Source organism: Arthrobacter castelli DSM 16402 (assembly GCF_000430705.1).
GTDB lineage: Bacteria > Actinomycetota > Actinomycetes > Actinomycetales > Micrococcaceae > Arthrobacter_C > Arthrobacter_C castelli.
On sequence record NZ_AUMN01000009.1, the window covers coordinates 73,922 to 92,781 of the forward strand.

General features: G+C 63.9%; 16 protein-coding genes. 2 read left to right on the forward strand and 14 right to left on the reverse strand.

Features of this window, described 5'->3' with window-relative positions; genetic code table 11:
* Window positions 1-5 precede the first annotated feature (5 nt).
* The 14 genes from H535_RS24960 to dinB form a co-directional block, all read right to left on the reverse strand.
* The gene (locus H535_RS24960; protein WP_051299071.1) at window positions 6-773 is read right to left on the reverse strand and encodes a cell division protein FtsQ/DivIB; all 768 of its coding nucleotides are present in this window, start codon (window positions 771-773) and stop codon (window positions 6-8) included.
* Window positions 757-2,238: a UDP-N-acetylmuramate--L-alanine ligase gene (gene murC, locus H535_RS0111365; RefSeq protein WP_026819642.1), complete on the reverse strand. Its 1,482-nt coding sequence runs from the start codon at window positions 2,236-2,238 to the stop codon at window positions 757-759. Before murC ends, H535_RS24960 begins: the two co-directional genes overlap by 17 nt.
* The gene (gene murG, locus H535_RS0111370) at window positions 2,235-3,338 is read right to left on the reverse strand and encodes an undecaprenyldiphospho-muramoylpentapeptide beta-N-acetylglucosaminyltransferase (RefSeq protein ID WP_026819643.1); all 1,104 of its coding nucleotides are present in this window, start codon (window positions 3,336-3,338) and stop codon (window positions 2,235-2,237) included. Before murG ends, murC begins: the two co-directional genes overlap by 4 nt.
* A complete protein-coding gene (ftsW, locus tag H535_RS0111375) occupies window positions 3,335-4,558 on the reverse strand; it encodes a putative lipid II flippase FtsW (protein ID WP_026819644.1) in 1,224 nt (407 codons plus the stop codon). Before ftsW ends, murG begins: the two co-directional genes overlap by 4 nt.
* The gene (murD, locus tag H535_RS0111380) at window positions 4,558-6,123 is read right to left on the reverse strand and encodes a UDP-N-acetylmuramoyl-L-alanine--D-glutamate ligase (RefSeq protein ID WP_026819645.1); all 1,566 of its coding nucleotides are present in this window, start codon (window positions 6,121-6,123) and stop codon (window positions 4,558-4,560) included. The genes ftsW and murD overlap by 1 nt, the downstream gene beginning before the upstream one ends.
* Window positions 6,105-7,208 (reverse strand): phospho-N-acetylmuramoyl-pentapeptide-transferase, encoded by a 1,104-nt coding sequence (gene mraY / locus H535_RS0111385; RefSeq protein WP_026819646.1) that lies wholly within the window; start codon window positions 7,206-7,208, stop codon window positions 6,105-6,107. Before mraY ends, murD begins: the two co-directional genes overlap by 19 nt.
* Window positions 7,205-8,734 (reverse strand): UDP-N-acetylmuramoyl-tripeptide--D-alanyl-D-alanine ligase, encoded by a 1,530-nt coding sequence (locus H535_RS24965; RefSeq protein ID WP_051299073.1) that lies wholly within the window; start codon window positions 8,732-8,734, stop codon window positions 7,205-7,207. Before H535_RS24965 ends, mraY begins: the two co-directional genes overlap by 4 nt.
* A 5-nt stretch (window positions 8,735-8,739) precedes the next feature.
* Complete coding sequence (locus tag H535_RS0111395) at window positions 8,740-10,329, reverse strand: UDP-N-acetylmuramoyl-L-alanyl-D-glutamate--2,6-diaminopimelate ligase (RefSeq protein WP_483771128.1); 1,590 nt, start codon at window positions 10,327-10,329, stop codon at window positions 8,740-8,742.
* A gap of 42 nt (window positions 10,330-10,371) precedes the next feature.
* Window positions 10,372-12,168 (reverse strand): peptidoglycan D,D-transpeptidase FtsI family protein, encoded by a 1,797-nt coding sequence (locus H535_RS24970; RefSeq protein ID WP_035769298.1) that lies wholly within the window; start codon window positions 12,166-12,168, stop codon window positions 10,372-10,374.
* Between the two features lie 26 nt (window positions 12,169-12,194).
* On the reverse strand, window positions 12,195-12,995 hold the full coding sequence (gene ftsL, locus H535_RS24975) for a cell division protein FtsL (RefSeq protein ID WP_051299078.1): 801 nt from the start codon (window positions 12,993-12,995) through the stop codon (window positions 12,195-12,197).
* Window positions 12,992-13,963 (reverse strand): 16S rRNA (cytosine(1402)-N(4))-methyltransferase RsmH, encoded by a 972-nt coding sequence (gene rsmH, locus H535_RS0111410; RefSeq protein ID WP_026819648.1) that lies wholly within the window; start codon window positions 13,961-13,963, stop codon window positions 12,992-12,994. The genes ftsL and rsmH overlap by 4 nt, the downstream gene beginning before the upstream one ends.
* Window positions 13,964-14,138: 175 nt before the next feature.
* On the reverse strand, window positions 14,139-14,570 hold the full coding sequence (gene mraZ / locus H535_RS0111415; RefSeq protein WP_026819649.1) for a division/cell wall cluster transcriptional repressor MraZ: 432 nt from the start codon (window positions 14,568-14,570) through the stop codon (window positions 14,139-14,141).
* A gap of 441 nt (window positions 14,571-15,011) precedes the next feature.
* Window positions 15,012-15,380, reverse strand: a complete 369-nt coding sequence (locus tag H535_RS0111420) for a DUF3040 domain-containing protein (protein WP_026819650.1) — start codon at window positions 15,378-15,380, stop codon at window positions 15,012-15,014.
* Between the two features lie 169 nt (window positions 15,381-15,549).
* A complete protein-coding gene (dinB, locus tag H535_RS24980; protein WP_051299080.1) occupies window positions 15,550-16,845 on the reverse strand; it encodes a DNA polymerase IV in 1,296 nt (431 codons plus the stop codon).
* A gap of 184 nt (window positions 16,846-17,029) precedes the next feature.
* Here dinB and H535_RS0111430 point away from each other — a divergent pair, with 184 nt between their 5' ends.
* Window positions 17,030-17,587: a hypothetical protein gene (locus H535_RS0111430; RefSeq protein WP_026819651.1), complete on the forward strand. Its 558-nt coding sequence runs from the start codon at window positions 17,030-17,032 to the stop codon at window positions 17,585-17,587.
* On the forward strand, window positions 17,587-18,831 hold the full coding sequence (locus tag H535_RS0111435; protein WP_425387271.1) for a polyprenyl synthetase family protein: 1,245 nt from the start codon (window positions 17,587-17,589) through the stop codon (window positions 18,829-18,831). Before H535_RS0111430 ends, H535_RS0111435 begins: the two co-directional genes overlap by 1 nt.
* The last annotated feature ends 29 nt before the right edge of the window (window positions 18,832-18,860 follow it).

Below are 18,860 nucleotides of genomic sequence, written 5' to 3' on the forward strand. Positions count from 1 at the left end.
TTGCGTCAACGCGTGACCGGCCTGGTCGGCGAACTGACGTCATAGACCCGGATGGGGGCGGCTCCGGTTTCGGTGTCCTTCTTGCCTGCCTCTTCCAGCAGCACTTGGAGCACCTCGGCCTTCAGCTGGTTCTTCGTGGCGTTGCCCCAGATCACTTTCTTTCCGTTCTCCAGGGTCAGCACCACCGAATCAATGGATTCGGCCGAGGCATGCTCAAGCTTCGACCTGATCGAAGCGGGCAGCGAGGCAAGCACCTCCGTCGTGGTGCGGAAAATCTCCTCGCCCACCTGCCCGCTGGTCCCCTCGATCAGCGGCAGTTGGACCTTGCTGCGATCCTTGACGGAGGCCAATTCGGTTCCGGTCTTGTCGATCAGGGCGAATTTCCCCCCTTTCTTGATCACCGCCACAGGGATCCGCTCCTGGACGTGGACCACCAGCTCCGACGGCGGATGCGCCTCAATGTCGACGTCGGCCACCTGCGGCACATCGTCGAGCAGCGAATGCACCTCGGAGGTAGTGACCTGCGGCAGCGGCACCCCCATCACCGGTTCGAGCTGCTTGCGGATTGTTTTATCCGTGGCGAGCTTGGTGCCGTCAATGGTCAGTGTCCTCACGGCAAACATCGGGGTGAAGATCACGGCCGCGATCAATGCTGCGACCAACACGGCCGCGGTTCCGCCACCGATCAGCCAGTTCCGCCGTCGGCGCCGCCACGCCGGGCGAGGCATCTCCACCACCGAGCCGGAGGTGTCTGTTTCAGTCTCCTTGGTCATTGCCAACGGTGCCTCCCTCCAGCCGGTTCAGGATCAGCGGACCATATTGCGTGACGTCCCCGGCCCCCACTGTGAGGACGATATCGCCGCAGCTGGCCATCGAGACGACCCGGTCCAGTGCCCGTTGCAAGTCGGGCTGGTAGCACCTGCCGGCGAGCCGGCCGGTGATCAGCTCGCTGGTGACCCCCTCCATTGGATCTTCCCGGGCCGGATAAATGTCCATCACAGTGGCCGAATCGGCCGCGGACAGTGCGTCGGCGAAGCCAACCGCGAATTCCTTGGTCCTGGAGAACAAATGCGGTTGGAACAGCACATGCACCCGGCCGGGCCCCGCCACGGTGCGGGCGGCGGTCAGCGCCGCCAACACCTCCGTGGGGTGATGTGCGTAGTCGTCGAAGACCCGCACCCCGCCGGCCTCTCCCTTGAACTCGAACCGCCGCGCCGCACCGGAGAATGCGGAAAGTCCCTCCGCGGCTGCATCCGCCGTCAGGCCAGCCTGCAATCCAGCTGCAAATGCGGCAGCGGCATTGAGTATGTTGTGCGTGCCCGGAACCGCCAGTACCAGCTCCTGGCGGCGGACCGTGCCGCCGTCGCCGAACTCCAGCACCGCGGTGCTGGTCCTGTCCCACGACTCACTGGAGACGATCCTGACCGTCGACGATTCCGAGAACCCATAGGTCAGCACCCGGATCCCGCCACCGCCGCCCCGGTCGTCACCAGCCCATTCCGCGGCCGCCCGACCATCGCGCGCCCGTTCGCGCAGCCGCTCCACCAGTGCGCCTGCGCCGCCGTCGTCGGCACAGGCAATCAGCGTCCCGCCGGGGGCCAGCCTGTCGACGAAACTGTCAAAGGCCGCATACACCGCCTCCGGCGACCCGTAATGGTCAAGGTGGTCCGGCTCCACATTTGTTACAACAGCCACATTGGGCCGGTAGTTGAGGAAAGAACCGTCTGACTCGTCGGCCTCGGCAATGAACCAGTCCCCGCTGCCATGGGCGGCGTTGACGGACAGGCCCGCCACGTCCCCGCCCACGGCAAAGGACGGGTCGAGGCCGTTGTGGTGCAGCATCACGGTGATCATCGCCGTCGTGGTGGTTTTCCCGTGGGTCCCGGCCACGGCCACCACCGACTTGCCGTCCATCGCAGCGGCCAAAGCCTGGGAACGATGGATCACCCGCGCGCCGGCGGCGGTTGCCGCCCGGACTTCGGGATTGTCACTTCGGATCGCGGTGGACACCACCACGGTGTCGGCGGATCCGGCCCATTCTGCGTTGTGTCCGGCATGCACAGTGGCACCGAGGCTGCCGAGCTGGGCAAGAATTTCGGAGTCGCGCGCATCGGATCCGGAGACCGTCACGGAACGTGCCAGCAGGATGCGCGCTATGGCGGACATCCCGGCTCCGCCGATGCCGACGAAATGCACGTTGCCCAGCTCTTCTGCGGACGGGGTGGAACTGTATCTCATCGGACGCCGGCCACCTGTGCCACCAGCCGGGCCATCTGTTCGGCGGCGTCCTTGATGCCCATCGATTCTGCTGCCTCGCTCATTCGAGCCAGCGTGGATTCGTCCCAGAACAGCCGGGGAAGCCGGGTGGAGGCCCATTCGGGAGTGAACTCGGCGTCAGGCACCAGCTCCGCTCCCCCGGCGGCCACCACACCGGCGGCGTTCAGCGCCTGCTCGCCATTGCCGTGCGGCAAGGGCACCAGGATCGACGGCAGGCCCACCGCGCTGACTTCGCACACCGTCGCGGCTCCGGCCCGGGCCACCAGCAGGTCGGCCGCGGCGTAGGCATTCTGCATGCCGTCGACGTATTCGACCTGACGGTAATGCTGGTTCTGCACCAAGGCTCCATCGGCGTCGAAGTTCTGCTTGCCGCGTCCGGTGATGTGGAGGACCTGCACGTCCACCGAGGCAAAAACGTCCTGGGAACCGGCCGCAGTCCTGTTGATGCTGGCGGCGCCCGAGGAGCCTCCGGTGATCACTAAGGTGGGCTTGTCCGGGTCGAGCCCGAGGGCGGTCCGTGCCGCGCTGCGGTGCCTGGAACGCTCCAGATAGGCAATGGCGGGGTTCATCGGCATACCAACCCATTGGGCGCCGGGCAGCCGGGTGTTGTCGAAGGCAACGGCGACGGCGGCCGCCCACCGTGCTCCCAGCCGATTGGCCAGGCCGGGCTTGGCGTTGGCCTCGTGAATCACCACGGGAACCTTCAACCGCCTGGCGGCGATGTACATCGGAGCCGAGACGTAGCCGCCGACACCGACCAAGACGGAGGCTCCGGCATCGCGCAGGATGCGCTCTGATGCGGCGATCGCGGTACGCAGCCGGCCGGGCAGCTTCAGCACGTCGGCACTCGGCCGGCGCGGCAGCGGCACCCGGGGAATCGTGGCCAATTCGTATCCGGCAGCCGGCACGAGTGTGGTTTCCATTCCACTGGCAGTTCCAACTGTCAGGATTTTCGCGTCCGGCCATCGGCGGGCAACGGCGTCGGCGATGGCAAGCATCGGACTGACATGGCCGGCGGTGCCCCCTCCAGCGAGCACCACGGACAGTTCTGCACCGCTCATGCGGAAGATTCCGCCGTCGTCTTCGCCGGCATCCTGCGTGCAAAGGCAAGGATCACGCCGATGCCTGCCAAAGTGAACACCAGGGCCGACCCGCCGTAGGAAATGAACGGCAGCGGAATCCCGATCACCGGCAGCAGCCCGGTCACCATACCGATATTGACGAAAGCCTGGCCGATAATCCAGACCATGATCGACCCGCTGAGGATGCGCACGAATGGATCCTGGTGGCGGGTGATGATCCGCGCGATCGCGACAGCGAGGATGCCGAACAGCGCCACAACCAGCAGTGTGCCGGCCAGCCCGAGTTCTTCGCCGATGATGGCAAAGATGAAGTCGTTGTGGGCCTCCGGGATCCAGCTCCACTTTTGCTGGCCCTGCCCCAGCCCGACGCCGGTCCATCCGCCTGAGGCCAGGGCGTAGAGTCCGTTGGTGGACTGATAGCAGCCCGCTTCTCCCACCGGGCAGACGCCGCGCAGCCAATTGGCCACACGCTCCATCCGATGCTCGCTGGTCACCGTCAGCGTCCCGGCCGCCACGATGCCGACAATAGTTGCTATGACGAACATCCTGGCCGGCGCACCGGCGAAAAACAGCGCCGCGGCGACGATCATCATCAGGATCAGGGCAGTACCCAGATCGTGGCCCAGGATCACCAGCCCAATGACCAGCAGCGCCACCGGGATCACCGGAATCAGCACATGCTGCCAGCGGCTGATCAGCTTCCCCTTGCGGGCCAGCACGGCAGCCATCCACAGCGCGAGGGCAAGCTTTGCGGCCTCGGAAGGCTGGGCGCTGAAGCTGCCGATAGCGATCCAGTTGCGGTTGCCGCCAACTGCGACCCCCAGTGGGGAGAAGACGAGCAGCAGCAGCACCAGTCCCAGCCCCAGGGCGGGCCATGCCAAGCGTTTCAGGAAACTAATGCTCATCCTCGACAACACCAGCATCAGCACGATCCCCAATACCGCGTAGATGGCCTGTTTAACCAGGTAATCGTAGGGGGACTTGCCCGAGGCGATGGCCTCCACCGCCGAGGCGGAAAGCACCATCAGCAATCCGATGGCAGTCAGGGCCAGAGTGGCGCCGATGATCAGGTAGTACCCGGACCCGGAATTGGAATTGCCGCTGCCTTCCAGGAATGCCCAGAGTCGGGCCGGTCCATTGGGCCGGGACGGATTCCGCCCCGCCTTGCCCGCGCCCGGCCGGGTGGGCGTGGTGACCATTACAGCTCCTTGGTGGTCGGCGCCTGCCCCTCCACGTACTCACGTACTGCTTCGATAAAAGCGTTGCCGCGGTGCGCGTAGGAAGGGAACTGATCCATCGATGCGGCAGCCGGGGCCATCAGCACCGTATCGCCGTCTCCGGCCGCATCCGCTGCCGCTGCCACCGCCGCGGACATGACATTACTGCCTGAGGCAGAACCCGCCACGCCGTTGGTGTCCGGCTGTTCCCCCTCAGTTTCCCCCGGCAGCGCCTCAATTATCGGCACATCCGGTGCGTGTCGCCGCAATGCTGTCTTCAGCCTCGAGGTATCGGCGCCGATCAGCACCACAGTTTTGAGCCGGGGCGCGTTCCGGGCCACCAAATCGTCATATTCAACACCCTTGGGCAGGCCCCCGGCGATCCAAATGACTTGTTTAAAGGCTTCCAGCGATGCTTCGGCGGCGTGGGGGTTGGTTGCCTTCGAATCGTTCACCCACGTCACGCCGGCATAGTGGGCGACCAGTTGGATCCGGTGTTCGCCGGGCCGATACGTCCGGATGCCCGCGGCGACGGCGCCGGGCTCGACGCCGGCAGCGCGCACCAGCGCGGCGGCAGCGAGGGCGTTGGCCACCAGGTGCCGTGCGGCGCCATGTTCAAAGTCGCCCAGCGCCGCCAGTTCCGCGGCGGAGGTGTGGCGGTCCTCGATGAAGGCACGGTCCACCAGCAGGTCATCAACCACGCCGAGCATGCTGATGTCCGGGCTGGAGGTGGTGAAGCCGATGGCCCGGCACCCTTCGACGACGTCGGCCTCGGCGACCATTCGTTGTGTTGCCGCATCCTCGTCGTTATAGACCGCCGCCACCCGGGTGTTGGCGTAAATCTTCGCCTTGTCCGCCAGGTAGCCCGCATACGAGCCATGCCAGTCCACGTGGTCTTCGGCCACATTGAGGCAGACGCTGGCCAGCGGCGAGAGGGTGTGCGACCAGTGCAACTGGAAGCTGGACAATTCCAGCACCAGCACGTCAAAGCCTTCCGGGTCCCGGATGGCGTCAAGCACGGGGGTTCCAACGTTGCCCACCGCCGCCGCCCGCAGCCCGGAGGCCTGCAGCATCGATTCGGCCAGTCCCACGGTCGTCGTCTTACCGTTGGTGCCCGTCACCGTCAGCCATTCGGCCGGCTTCCGGCCCTGGCGGTTGCGCAGCCGCCACGCCAGTTCGACATCCCCCCAGATCGGGATGCCGGCGCTGGCCGCGGCGGCCAGCAGCGGCTGAGCGGGTTTCCATCCCGGGGAGGTGACAACCAGCTGGGGCGCTCCGGCCGAGACGTCGGGCAGTGATTGGGCGTGTTCCGCTCCGAGCAGCACGTCGGAGACGCCAACGATCTTCAGAGTGTCGGCCTTGGCGCGGCTCTCGTCGTCGGTGGCGGCGTCGACGACGACGACGTCGGCTCCCAGCTCGACCAGCGTATCGGCCGCGGAGAACCCGGAGACTCCAATCCCGGCCACAACGACCCGCAAGCCGTTCCAATCCGCATCCCAACTGGTCAACGAGTCGGTCCGTGCCGTGTTCACAGTCCGGCCACCCATTCGGCGTAGAAGATGCCCAGGCCAATGGCGACGAAGAGGCCGCACAGGATCCAGAACCGGACCACGATCGTCACTTCTGCCCAGCCTTTGAGCTCGAAGTGGTGCTGGAGCGGAGCCATTTTAAAGATGCGTTTGCCTCCCGAGAGCTTGAAGAATCCGACTTGGACAATGACTGACAGGCTGATGATCACGAAAAGCCCGGCGATAATAAGCAGCAGCAATTCGGTGCGGGACAAGATAGCGAACCCGGCCAGCGCACCACCCAGTGCCAGTGAACCGGTGTCGCCCATGAAGATCTTTGCAGGTGCTGTGTTCCACCAGAGGAACCCGATTAACGCCCCGCACAGCGCCCCGGCCAGCAGTGCCAGGTCAAAGGGATCGCGGACCTCGTAGCAGGCGCCGGTCACTCCGGGTGAACCGCAGCTTTGGTTTTGCTGCCAGATCCCCATCAGCAGGTAGGCGCTGAACACCATGACGCTGGCGCCGGCGGCCAGCCCGTCGAGCCCGTCGGTCAGATTCACCCCGTTGGTGGCGGCGGTAACGATCAGATTGGACCAGATCACGAAGAGGATAACCCCCACGATCGTTCCGGCAAACGCCAGATCCACAACGGTGTCGCGGACAAAGGAGATATGTGTCGACGCCGGGGTCCGCCCCCTGGAGTCGGGGAAGTTGAGCGCCAGCACGGCAAACAAGATGCCCACGGCACTCTGCAGGATGATCTTGGCGACGGCGTTCAGTCCGAGGCTGCGCTGCTTGGATATTTTGATGAAGTCGTCCAGGAAACCCACCAGGCCCATGCCCACCATCAACAGCAGCAACAAGCCGCCGGATATTGTCGGCCCCTGGCTGTCCGGATTGATCAGGTACACGATCAAATGGGTCAGCAAGTAAGCGGCGACGACGGACACAACCACCACCATGCCGCCCATCGTGGGGGTGCCGCGCTTGGTGTGGTGGGACGTGGGGCCGTCGTCGCGGATGAACTGGCCATAGCCGCGGCTGACCAGCAGCTTGATAAACAGCGGAGTTCCGACCAACGCGAAGATCAGCGAGAAGGCACCGCCCATGAGCAAGGTGATCACGAGTGCGGTTGTCCTTCCTCTTTACCTTTAGCCGGGCCTTTAGCCGGGCCTTTAGCCGGGCCTGTAGCTGTGCCTTCGCCGGTCTCTTCCACTCTGTCTTGAGTCGAGGCTATCCGGTCACCCAGCAGCCGCAACGCCGCGCCATTGGAGGACTTGAACAACACCAGGTCACCCGGCTGAAGCTCTGTGCGCAGCACGTGTTCCGCCTCATCGACGTCGGCGGCATAGGCCGCTTCATCGCCCCACGACCCTTCCAGCACGGCCGCGTTGTGAATCGCCCGGGCTCCGTTGCCGACGGCAAGCAACCGGGAGATATTCAACCGCACCACATCGCGGCCCACGGCGTCATGCTGCTCGACCGACTCGTCGCCGAGCTCGAGCATCTCGCCCAGCACGGCCCAGGTGCGGCGTCCGCGCCCCAGTTCGGCCAGCGTGCGCAAGGCAGCCCGCATGGACTCCGGATTGGCGTTATAAGCGTCATTAATCACGGTGACGCCGTCGGCGCGCTCTGTGCGTTCCATCCGCCAGCGGCTGCCCGCAGACTGTCCGCTCAGCCCTGAAACGATGCCGGTGCCGTCCAGCCCGGCCGCAAACGCGGCAGTTGCTGCCGCAAGCAGGTTCACGACGTGATGAGTTCCCAGCAGTCCGGATACGACATGGCCGCCGGAACCATCGGGAAAAGTCACGTCAAAAGCCGGGTGCCCTTCGCGGGTCGTCTCCAGATGGCTGCCGATGACCAGCCCGGTCTCTTGCAGCTCAGTGTCCTGCCGGCCGGAGCTGAACGACAGCACCCGGGCGGCAGTACGGTCCCCCATCGCAGCCACGCGGGCATCATCGGCGTTCAGCACGGCAATTCCGTCGGCGCCGAGCGTCTCGACGAGTTCGCCCTTGGCCCGGGCGATGTTTTCGATTGACCCGAATTCGCCGGCATGGGCCGAGCCCACACCGAGCACCACGCCGATGTCCGGGGCCACCATCCGGGCGAGGTAGTCAATATGCCCGATTCCGGTGGCGCCCATCTCAATAATCAGGTAGCGGGTGGAGAAGCCGGCCTCGAACACGGTCAGCGGAACGCCCACTTCACCGTTGTAGGAGTTGACCGGTGCCACCGTGGGCGCCGCGTTCGACAAGACCGCGGACAGCAAGTCCTTGGTGGTGGTTTTGCCTGCGGAGCCGGTAATGCCGATAACGGTCAGCTCACCGGCGGCGCGGAGCCTGCGGATGACCTCCGCGGCCACGGCTCCCATGGCCAGTACCGCGTCGTCGACGATGACTGACGGATACTCGGCCCCGGACGCGTCGCGGACAGCCCGTTCAGCCAGCGCCAGCACCGCCCCGGCGTCGAACGCCGTACCAATAAAGCTGTGCCCGTCGGCGAATTCACCCGGTTTGGCAACGAACATGGCGTCCGCTCTGACCTGCCGGGAATCGGTCACCACGGATCCAATCGTGGCCTCGGGATCGGCGGTGCCGGTCAGCCGGCCTCCGGTGACAGCGGCAATCTCTTCTGCGGATAGTTCAATCATCTCGCTCAGGACTCTATCCGCTCGGCACCTGCAGGAGTGAATCCGTGCTTCTGCAGCGCCGCGCGCAGTTCGACCCGGTCGTCCAGGGGCAGATTCACGCCGTTGACTTCCTGCCACACCTCGTGGCCGCGGCCAGCCACCAGAATCACGTCGCCTCGGGTGGCCATTTCGACGGCCGCTTCGATGGCGGCGGCCCGGGGGGCGACGTTGGAAAGTTCACACGACAGGCCCCCGTCCCGACGTGCCGTGTCGGCTCCTTCGAAGACCTCGGCGCGGATCGAAGCGGCGTCCTCGTCGTGCGGGTCATCATCGGTGACAATGACGACGTCGGCGTTGCGGGCGGCGATGGCGCCCATCACGGTCCGCTTGCCCTGGTCCCGTTCGCCGGTGGCGCCGAAGACCACGATCACCCGACCCGATTCCTGCGGTGTCCTCACCGACTGCAGCGTCCGCTCGAGGGCGTCGCTGTTGTGGGCAAAATCAACGATGGCGGCCGGTGCGCTGCCCACCACTTCCATCCGCCCCGGAACTTGAACGCTGAATGGGTCCGCGGCGTCGAGCACTTCCTGGATCCGTCCGGCCGGCACTCCCGATTCATGCACCATCACCGCAGCCAGTGCGGCATTCATCACGTTGAAAGCTCCAGGGGCCGGGATATGGCACTGCAGCCGGACCCCGTGAGGCCCGTGCAGCACAAACCGGTTTCCGGTTCCGACCGGCTGCACCTCCGGGATCGTCCAGTCCGCGGACATTCCGCTGCCGGACAGCGTGGTCACCGGAATCATCGTCTCCGAGGCCAGCCGCCGCCCCCATTCGTCGTCGACAGCCACGACGGCCCGGCGCGCTCGTTCCCGGCTGAACAGCGCGGCTTTGGCCTGGTAATAATCCTCCATGTCCCCATGCAGGTCCAGGTGATCCTGGGTGAGATTAGTAAAGCCGGCGACATCGAACTTCACACCATCCACCCGCCGGTACGTGATGGCGTGGGAGGAGACCTCCATGGATGCGGCGCTCAGTCCGCGCTCCCGCATCAGCGCCAGCAGTCCGTGGATCTGCGGCGACTCGGGCGTGGTCAGTTGGCTGGGGATGGATTCCTCCCCCGCGAGGATTTCGATGGTGCCGATCAGCCCGGTGTCGTTTTCCAGTGCACGCAGCAGCGAATCGAGCAGGTAGGTGCTGGTGGTTTTTCCGTTGGTTCCGGTGATGCCAAACAATTTTGGCCGCTGCACCCCTGCCGGCTGGCTTTGGAAGATCAGCCGGGACAACGGCCCGACGGCGGAGCGCAAGCTGGTTCCCACCAGCACCGGGACGCCGCACTCTCCCAGTCGCCGGGCGCCGGCGTCGTCGGTCAGGACTACTGTCGCACCGGCCTCGACTGCCTGCGGAGCGAACTCTGCTCCATGGCTCCGGGCTCCGGGCAGGCCAATATACAGATCTCCGGGTTGGACAGTGCGCGAATCGATGGACACGCCGCTGACGGCAACGTCGGTGTCTTCGGGAAGCGGACTCGTCACGGCAGCGTGGGCGGCGCCAAATGCCTGCAGGAACTCCACCACGGTGGAGATGGATACCGAAGCGACGTTGGCCGGCCGCATCATTACCGCTGTGGTGGAGGCTCCGGTATTCTCTGGCACGAACTACTCCCGTTTTTCGCTGGCAAACAATGGCAAGTGGGCCGGCTTCCCTGTAGAGGGCGGCACATCGAAGGTGTGCAGCACATGGCCCATCACCGCCGTGAACGTCGGCCCGGCCGTGATGCCATAAATATTGCCTTGCGGACGCTGCAGGGTCACCCCGACCACGTACTGGGGGTCCTCCATCGGAGCCATTCCCACGAACGACGCTGTGTAGCCATTGTACCCGCCATTCTTGCCGGGGGCTTCCGCAGTGCCGGTCTTGCCGCCGACCCGGTAGCTTTCCATCTGCGCCAGCTGGGCGCCGGCGTCGGTGACGGTGGTCTCCAGCATGTCCTGGAGCTGCTGCGCGGTTTTATGGGAGACGACGCGCTGTGCCTTTTTCTTGCCGACCTCGTGGCGGGTCCCGTCCGGTTCGATGTAGGCGTCGATCAAACGGGGCTTCAACCGCACGCCGTCGTTCGCGATCGTCTGGTATGCCACGGCAGTCTGCAGTGCCGTCTGGGCCACGCCCTGCCCGAACAGCACGGTGTACTTCTGGCGTACGTCCCAGTTCTTCGGCTTTTCCAGGATGCCCGCAGTTTCGCCGGGCAGCGCCACACCTGTCTTCTGGCCGATGCCGAACTTCCGCATCCAGTCGTACCGCTCCTGCTTGGTCAGCTGCTCGCCGGCCATCACCGTGCCGGTGTTCATCGAATCGCCGAAGATGCCTGCCAGGGTGCGTTCCTGCGTGCCGTGTTCGAAAGCATCGCTGAATGTCTGGCCATCCACGGTGTAGGACGGCGGGACCGTGAACTCGGACAGCGGCCCGGCGATTCCCTCTTCAATCACGGCAGCCATGGTGATCAGTTTCTGCGTCGATCCCGGCTCGAAGGCGGTGGTGACGCCGATAGCCTGACGACGGTTGGACTGCGTCTTGCCCGGGCTGTTGGGGTCCGGGGCCTGCGACTGGGCCATGGCCACGACCCGGCCGGTTTCTGCCTCCAGCACCACAATGCTGCCCCATTCGGCGCTGAGCCGATCCACTTGGCTCTTGATCTGCTGCTGGGCGAACCACTGAATGTCCTGGTTAATGGTCAGCTGGATGGAGGTGCCATCGACGGCCGGCTTTTCTTTCCGCGGAGCGGTGGGAATCGGAATGCCATCGGCGCCGATCTGGTAACTGATCTTGCCGGGCGTGCCTGAGAGCTTGTCGTCCTTGGTCAGTTCAATACCGCCCAACGCGGCGCCGTCCGAGCCCAGGTAGCCAACAATGGAACCGGCCACCGACCCGGAGGGGTAGGTGCGTTCACTGGTGGCCTGCGCGACGATGCCGGGAATGCCCAGGTTCATCACCTTGTCCCGGACCGCCGGAGAGACACCCTTGGCGACGTAGTGGAAGCGGTCGTCACCGGTGAGGTCGTCTTTGACCTTCTTTTCGGGCTTGTCCAGCACATTGGCCAGTTTCGCCACGGCCTCGTCCTTGGTCACGGTGACCAGTTCATTGTCAGGGGTGATCCGCTTGAACTCATCGAGCACATTCTGCTGGTCAACTGTGATGTGGAACCGTTGCACACTTGTCGCCAGCACATCGCCCTGGGCGCCGATAATATCCCCGCGCAGCGGCGCGACGGGGAACGAGCGCGTCCGGTTGTCGACTGCTGCCTGCGCCATCCCGTCGGGGTCGATTCCCTGAATCTGGAACAGCCTGCCGCCAAGTACGAGCAGCAGCAACAGCATCATGGCCAGCCCGATACGCAGCCGCCGGGTGCCCATCGATACTCCTGCTGTGCCGCCTTGAGGGTCTTTAGATCCCGCCATCGTCCTCGTCCGGTTGGGTTGGAAACTTACTCTTGGCCCGCCTGTTGGGGAGCCGGAATGGTGCCGCCATTGAGGTCAGCAGGTTGGCGCTGCACGGGGGCAGGCACGACGCCGTCGTCGGATCCACTGTTGGAGCTGTCGTCGGATGACGATCCACCCGAGGCTTGAGGATTGGATGACTGGTTGCCATCTGCCTCACTCTGCCCGCTATCCGATGCGCCCTGGTCTGGTCCGTTGTCCTGCGATGTGCTGTCCGAGCCCTCGGAGCTGCCTGACGGCTTGCTGTCCGGCTTCTCCGATGAGGGGCCCGACGCCGTCGGCGCCTGATCGATGATCGAGACATCGGGCGCAGGTACACGGGCGTCCGGGCCGTCCGATTTCTCGGCTGGCTCAGGCTCACCGGCGATGCGCATGCTGTTCAAATCAATGGTTCCAAACGTTGGCGAACTAACCATTCCCAATTCTGCCGCCTGGGAGGCCAGATTCTGTGGAGCCACATGGTTTTTCACCCGCTGTGTCAACATTTCGTTTTTCTGTTGCAGCGATGCCTGCTTGCTGTTCAGCTCCACCAGCTGATACTGGCCCGACGACACGGAGACGTTCAGCACCAGCACTCCAACCAGCGACGCCACCAGTGCGACGAAGCAGAATACGGCGAAGGGAACCCGCCGGCGCCGTGTGCCGGCAGGCACCACGGACAGTGGTGTGCGACGCTCGGGGTGCCCTCCGTGGTCGGGGGCGTGCGTGCCTGCCGGCGTCGGCGCCAGCGCTGCACTGCCCGCCACGGTCTGGCCGGGGTGCTCCGTGATGTGTGGCTGCTGAGTCATGCCACCCTCCTGTCCCTGATGCGCTCAACGGCACGTAATTTGGCCGAAGCGGCCCGTGGGTTTTCTGCTGTTTCCGCCGCGGATGGTGCCTCGGTTCCGCGTGAAAGGCGTTTCAATTCCGGTTTGTGCTCGTCCAACTCGACCGGGAATCCCTTGGGCGCGGACGACTGTGAACGTGAGTTGAAGACCGACTTGACGATCTGGTCCTCCAGCGAGTGGTACGACATCACAACTATCCGGCCGTCCAACATCAGGGCATCCACAGCGGCCGGAATCGCCCGCTGCAGCGCCTCAAGTTCCTGGTTGACCTCGATCCGCAACGCCTGGAAAGTCCGCTTGGCCGGATGCCCCCCGGACCGTGCCGCCGCGGCCGGCACAACGCTGCGGATGATCTCGACCAGTTGTCCCGTCGTCGTAATCGGCTCATCCGCCCGCGCGGCCGCGATCGCCTCGGCAATCCGTCCGGCGAACTTTTCCTCGCCCCAGCGGCGGATAATAGTGCGCAGCTGCTGCAGCGGGTATTGATTAACGACGTCGGCAGCGGTCTGGCCTTCGCTGGAATCCATGCGCATGTCCAAAGGCGCGTCGAAGGAGTAGGCAAAACCCCGTTCGCGCTCGTCCAGTTGGAGCGAGGAAACCCCCAGGTCGAACAGCACACCGTTGACGGCCGGAACACCCAAATCATCAAGCACGTCGGGGATTTCGTCGTAGACCGCGTGGACCAGATCGATACGGTCCTGATATGCGGCCAGCCTTTCGGTGGACAGTGCCAGCGCCTCTTCGTCGCGGTCAATACCGATCAGGTGGAGGCCGGGAAACCGGTTCAGCATCGCCTCGCTGTGGCCTCCCAGTCCAAGAGTCGCGTCGATGACGACGGCGCCGGTTCCGTCGATGGCCGGCTCGAGCAACGACACACAACGTTCGCGCAGCACTGGCACGTGGTGCCCGGCTGGCTGCTGTGCGTTCATTGGCCTTGCCCATTCCCTTCGTCATCGGCCCCGCTGGTGCTTGAACCAGATCCCCATCCGCACCTGCCGTTGTGATCCGCCTGGCTCCGGGGAAGGTGAGCCAGGTCGATCCCTGACGGCGGGCGGCTGGAGATCTCATCCCAGCGTCCGGCGTTTTGCAGCGTCCTCTGATCGCTCAGAGGATTCCAGGTAGTTCGTTTTCGTCGGTCTCCGAGAAGGTGGTTTCCTTCTCTTCGAGGTACTCGCTCCACGCCTGGGCATCCCAGATCTCGGCACGGGCACCGGCGCCAATGACAGCCAGTTCGCGGTCAAGCCCTGCATAGGTGCGGAGCGCAGGCGGAATGGTCACCCGGCCCTGCTTGTCCGGAACTTCGTCAGAGGCACCAGATAGGAAAACCCGAATGTAATCACGCGCTTGTCGTGAGGAGATCGGTGCCTCACGCATCTGCTCATGAACCCTTTCGAATTCCCGCTGGCTGAAGACGTAGATGCAACGTTCCTGTCCCCTGGTCAGGACCAGACCGTTGGAGAGTTCCTCGCGGAACTTCGCCGGGAGGATGATCCGCCCCTTATCGTCCAGCCGCGGCGAATGTGTTCCGAGAAACATCGCCACCGCCTTGCCGATCCGGGAGGAGATCCCTCCATGGCCACCATCGCCCTCTAATAGGCCCCACTTTACTCCACATTCCCCCACGGTCAATCTGCGAGCGCGGAATGTCGCGGCGTGTCCTTTCGAAAAAGCCTGAAATGACGCGGAATCATGCCGGTGGAAGGAAGTGGAGGAAGAATCACGCCAGGCGTCGAAAAGAGGTTAAAAAGAATCGGGACCCGTATCTACGGATCCCGATGAATGGCTCGATTCCGGCCGATTTTCCCTTGGATGAGCCTCACCCGCACGACCACGGGGTGGGAAGTGGAGGGGAAGGAGGTGGAGTCGTGGTGGAATGTGGAGCGCCGCTGAATATCCACGGCTCCCCGCCACTCTGCGGCTCGGTGGGACGCTGCTTGCACGGCTCCTCGCGGCGCCGATCCTCCCGGGCTGGAGCGTCTACGGCTCCTCGCGGCGCCGATCCTCCCACTTGTCCTCAAGGTTCGACATGAATCCACTTTGCGACTTCGACTTGCCCGAGCCCTTTTCCTTCCGCTTTGCAGCCTTGGCGCCCTGTGTGGACGCCCAATACACGCCGCCGCCCATGATGAGGAAGCCAACCACTCCGACTATGATCCACTGCTGTGAAATCCCTACCAGCAGCACAAGTAGACCAAGCACTGCACCAAGGGCGCCGAATACGATGTGCCTGGTGGACAGGGCATGCATCCGGTCATTGCCGAGGGAGCTGGCAAATTTGGGGTCGTCGGCCTGTAATTGCCGCTCCAGTTGCTCAAGCAGCTTCTGTTCATGTTCCGAGAGTGGCATTGCTGCCTCCTTACGGTCAGTACCGACGTCAACATGGTCGCAACCAGTGACCTGTGTGGTCACGACCATCAGGCGGACTGCCAAATGATGGCTCTGCCTACTTATAAGGATAGATGGCATTTGCCCTTTGGGAAAGCTGGAACTTACCCTTCAAAACGCGCTCCCTGCGCTATTCGTCACTGTCCCGGGGCCCCTCGTGACCTTCGCCGCCTGAAAGTCCCGCGCTGCCGGGACCGGCAGGCCCGGCTCGGCCCGGCCGGTCCCGGGATAGAAGGCGTGCCGGTTGCAGGTTGTCCTGCCCGTATTTGCTGTTGATCCGATCCAGTGCTTCCTCTGCCGCACGCCAGTTGTCATCCCGGCCGTCGATAGTCAACTGGTCCATAGAATCAGCGGAGTTTTCCAGTGACTCCGCCCGCAACCCGATCAGCCGAACACTCATGGGGCGATTGCCTAACGCAGTGAGCAACGACGCAGCCGCGCTGTACATCAGGTGTGCGCTGTCCACCGGTTCCACCAACGTTTTGGACCGGGTGAGGGTGCTGAAGTCCGAGTAGCGGATCTTGATGGAGACTGTGCGGCATTTCACCCCGGCCGACCGCAGCCGGGACGCTGTTCGGTGCGCCAGCCGCAGCAATTCCGCGCGGAGCGCTTCGTCGGATGCCACATCATCGCCAAATGTTTCTTCAGCGCCTATGCTCTTTTCTTCCCTGATAGGAGTCACAGCACGTTCGTCGACTCCCCATGAGAGACGGTGGACGTGCTCACCGGCGGAACCCAGCGCCCGCCTCAGTGCACCCACCGGCGTCGAGGCCACATCAGCGATAGTGGAGATCCCCAGCCTGGATAACGATTGTTGGGTTTTGGCGCCCACCCCCCACAGCGCGGAGACGGGCAACGAGTGCAGATACGCCACTGTTTCATTGCGCGGGATGACCAGCAGCCCATCCGGTTTTGCCCTGGTGGAAGCGATTTTGGCCACGAATTTGCTGGATGCAATCCCCACCGAAGCCGTCATCCCCAATTCAGCGGCCACCCGACGACGGATCATTTCACCGATATCCCTCGGCGAACCCAGCCGACGTGTTGCACCCCGTACGTCGATGAATGCCTCATCAACGCTGAGCGGCTCCACCAAGTCTGTGATTTCGGAGAAGATGGCCATGACCCGTGTGGAAGCCTGCCGGTATTTGTCTTGATGCGGCTCCACGATGACCGCCTGAGGGCACAACCGGCGTGCAGTCGCCATCGGCATCGCGGACCTGACACCGTAGTCCCTGGCTTCGTAAGAAGCGGACAGCACTACCGAACGGTTCGACTCGGAGCCGACGATCACCGGAATTCCGCGGAGGCCGGGGGCGTCGAGCAGCTCCACTGACACGAAGAACGCGTCCATATCGACATGCAGTACGGTGCTGTCCAGGCCCTGCCCCGCCGCCGGAACTGACTCGCCGGTTGACGGATACATCACTGTCCCATGGTATGCCGGGTATCGCCGGCTTAGCGGTGCGTCCGACACACACACCACCGCTGGCTTCGCTGTGCGTCCTGCACTCACGGCACCGTTGGCCTGTCGGCAACGGGCGACGGTCTCCGGCTCACTGGCTAAGATGGAATCCGTGCCCACACAGCATCTACTACAAGGAGCGCGGTTGCTTTCCAAGAGCACGAGGCCACAAAACACCGCATTGCGGACCGCTCTGCGGGTTTCAGCGGCGCTGTCAGTGCTGCTGGCCTCAGCGGGGTGCACCGACTCCACGGAGCAGCGGGAGCCATCGCGGGTGACAAAGCCACCCGCTCAATCCCTGACGCCGACACCAGCACCGCAACTGGCTGAGCCCGGCCCGGCGTCCCGGGCAGCTCCAACTCCGGGCGAACTGCCCAAGGACTTTCCGCAGGAACTGATTCCGCTGATGGACAACGCCGGGGTTGTTGTCTCCGACGTTGAAACTGCCAACGATACGATTTCCCTCTCACTCGTTGCCGAAACGGATGCCTCCCGCAAGTCGGTTCTGAACTTCTATGACAAGAAACTGAAAAACCACAAATTCCAACCATTGGAGAGCACCACCGCCCAGGGCGCCGCATCCAGGACTTATACCCGCGGTGAAGGAACGGAAACAGTCAACATCTCCGTTGTCAAAAGCGGATCCACATCCACCATTACCATCGGCGCTCACCTGTCGGCCGAGTCTGTCGACAGCCGATGATGGATTCGCTGCACCCAAAGCCGGCATCGGACCTTCCCCGAGCCGCCGACGTCGGACAACCATCGCGGCCGTTTGGGAACGAGCGCCAATCTGCCGCACAACAATCTGCCGCTGATAAAAGTCAGCAACGGTACGCCCAGGCAGTTGGAGACCGGATTGCCGGTTTCCTCGCTTCGCGACGCGACGAACTCTCGAAGATTTCACCAGACGTTGTGGAACTGATCGACGCCATCTCGGACTTGGCCGCAGGCGGCAAGCGGATGCGCGCCAGCTTGTGCTATTGGGGGTTCCGCGGTGCGGGAGGATCACCGGAATCGGAACGAATCATTTCCGCCGGCGCTGCCCTTGAACTCTTCCAGTCTGCTGCGCTGATCCATGACGACATCATCGATAACTCCGACACTCGTCGCGGTGCTCCGAGTGTCCATCGCCGCTTCAGCGCTCTTCATGACCGGAGTGGTTGGTCCCTCAACCCTGATCGATTTGGCAGAGCAGCGGCCATACTGGCCGGGGACATGTGCCTATCCTTTAGCGAGGAACTGTTTGCGTTCGCCACGATGGAAAGCGTCGACGACGGTACCAGCGCCCCGGCTCAACGCGAAGGCCGCAAGACTATACACGGGCAGGGGCCCAGACGGGCACGGGCCATCTTTGACCGCATGCGTGCAGAAGTGATGGCCGGGCAGTATCTGGATGTCCTGGAGGAGTCCGCCGGCCCGGTGCGATCTGCCGAGGGGGCGGTTGACCGGGCCCGCGCGATCATTCAGTTCAAATCGGCAAAGTATTCGACGGAACGCCCGTTGGTGCTCGGCGGAGCCCTGGCAGGAGCGGATGACCAACTGCTCGAACAGTTCTCGCGCTTCGCGCTGCCGCTGGGTGAAGCATTCCAACTGCGCGATGACGTCCTTGGGGTCTACGGCGATCCGGATAAAACCGGAAAACCCGCCGGCGACGACCTCCGCGAAGGAAAACGTACGGTTTTGACTGGATACACCCTGCAACTGGCACCGTCGGAACAGGCGGCCCTTCTCGAGGACAACCTCGGAAACCCGGAACTGACCACGGATCAAGTTGTCGAGCTACGTCGCATTATGGTCGAGTGCGGTGCGTTGGCTGCCACGGAGAACCTAATTGATGGACTGTCCGACCAGGCATTTGGTGCCTTGGAGTCCTTGGACGTCGAACCCGCAGTTCGCACTTCCCTGGCGAGCATCGGACGGGCTGCCATCCGGCGGATTTCTTAGACACCAGGCGCGTCTGACATCCGTACCTG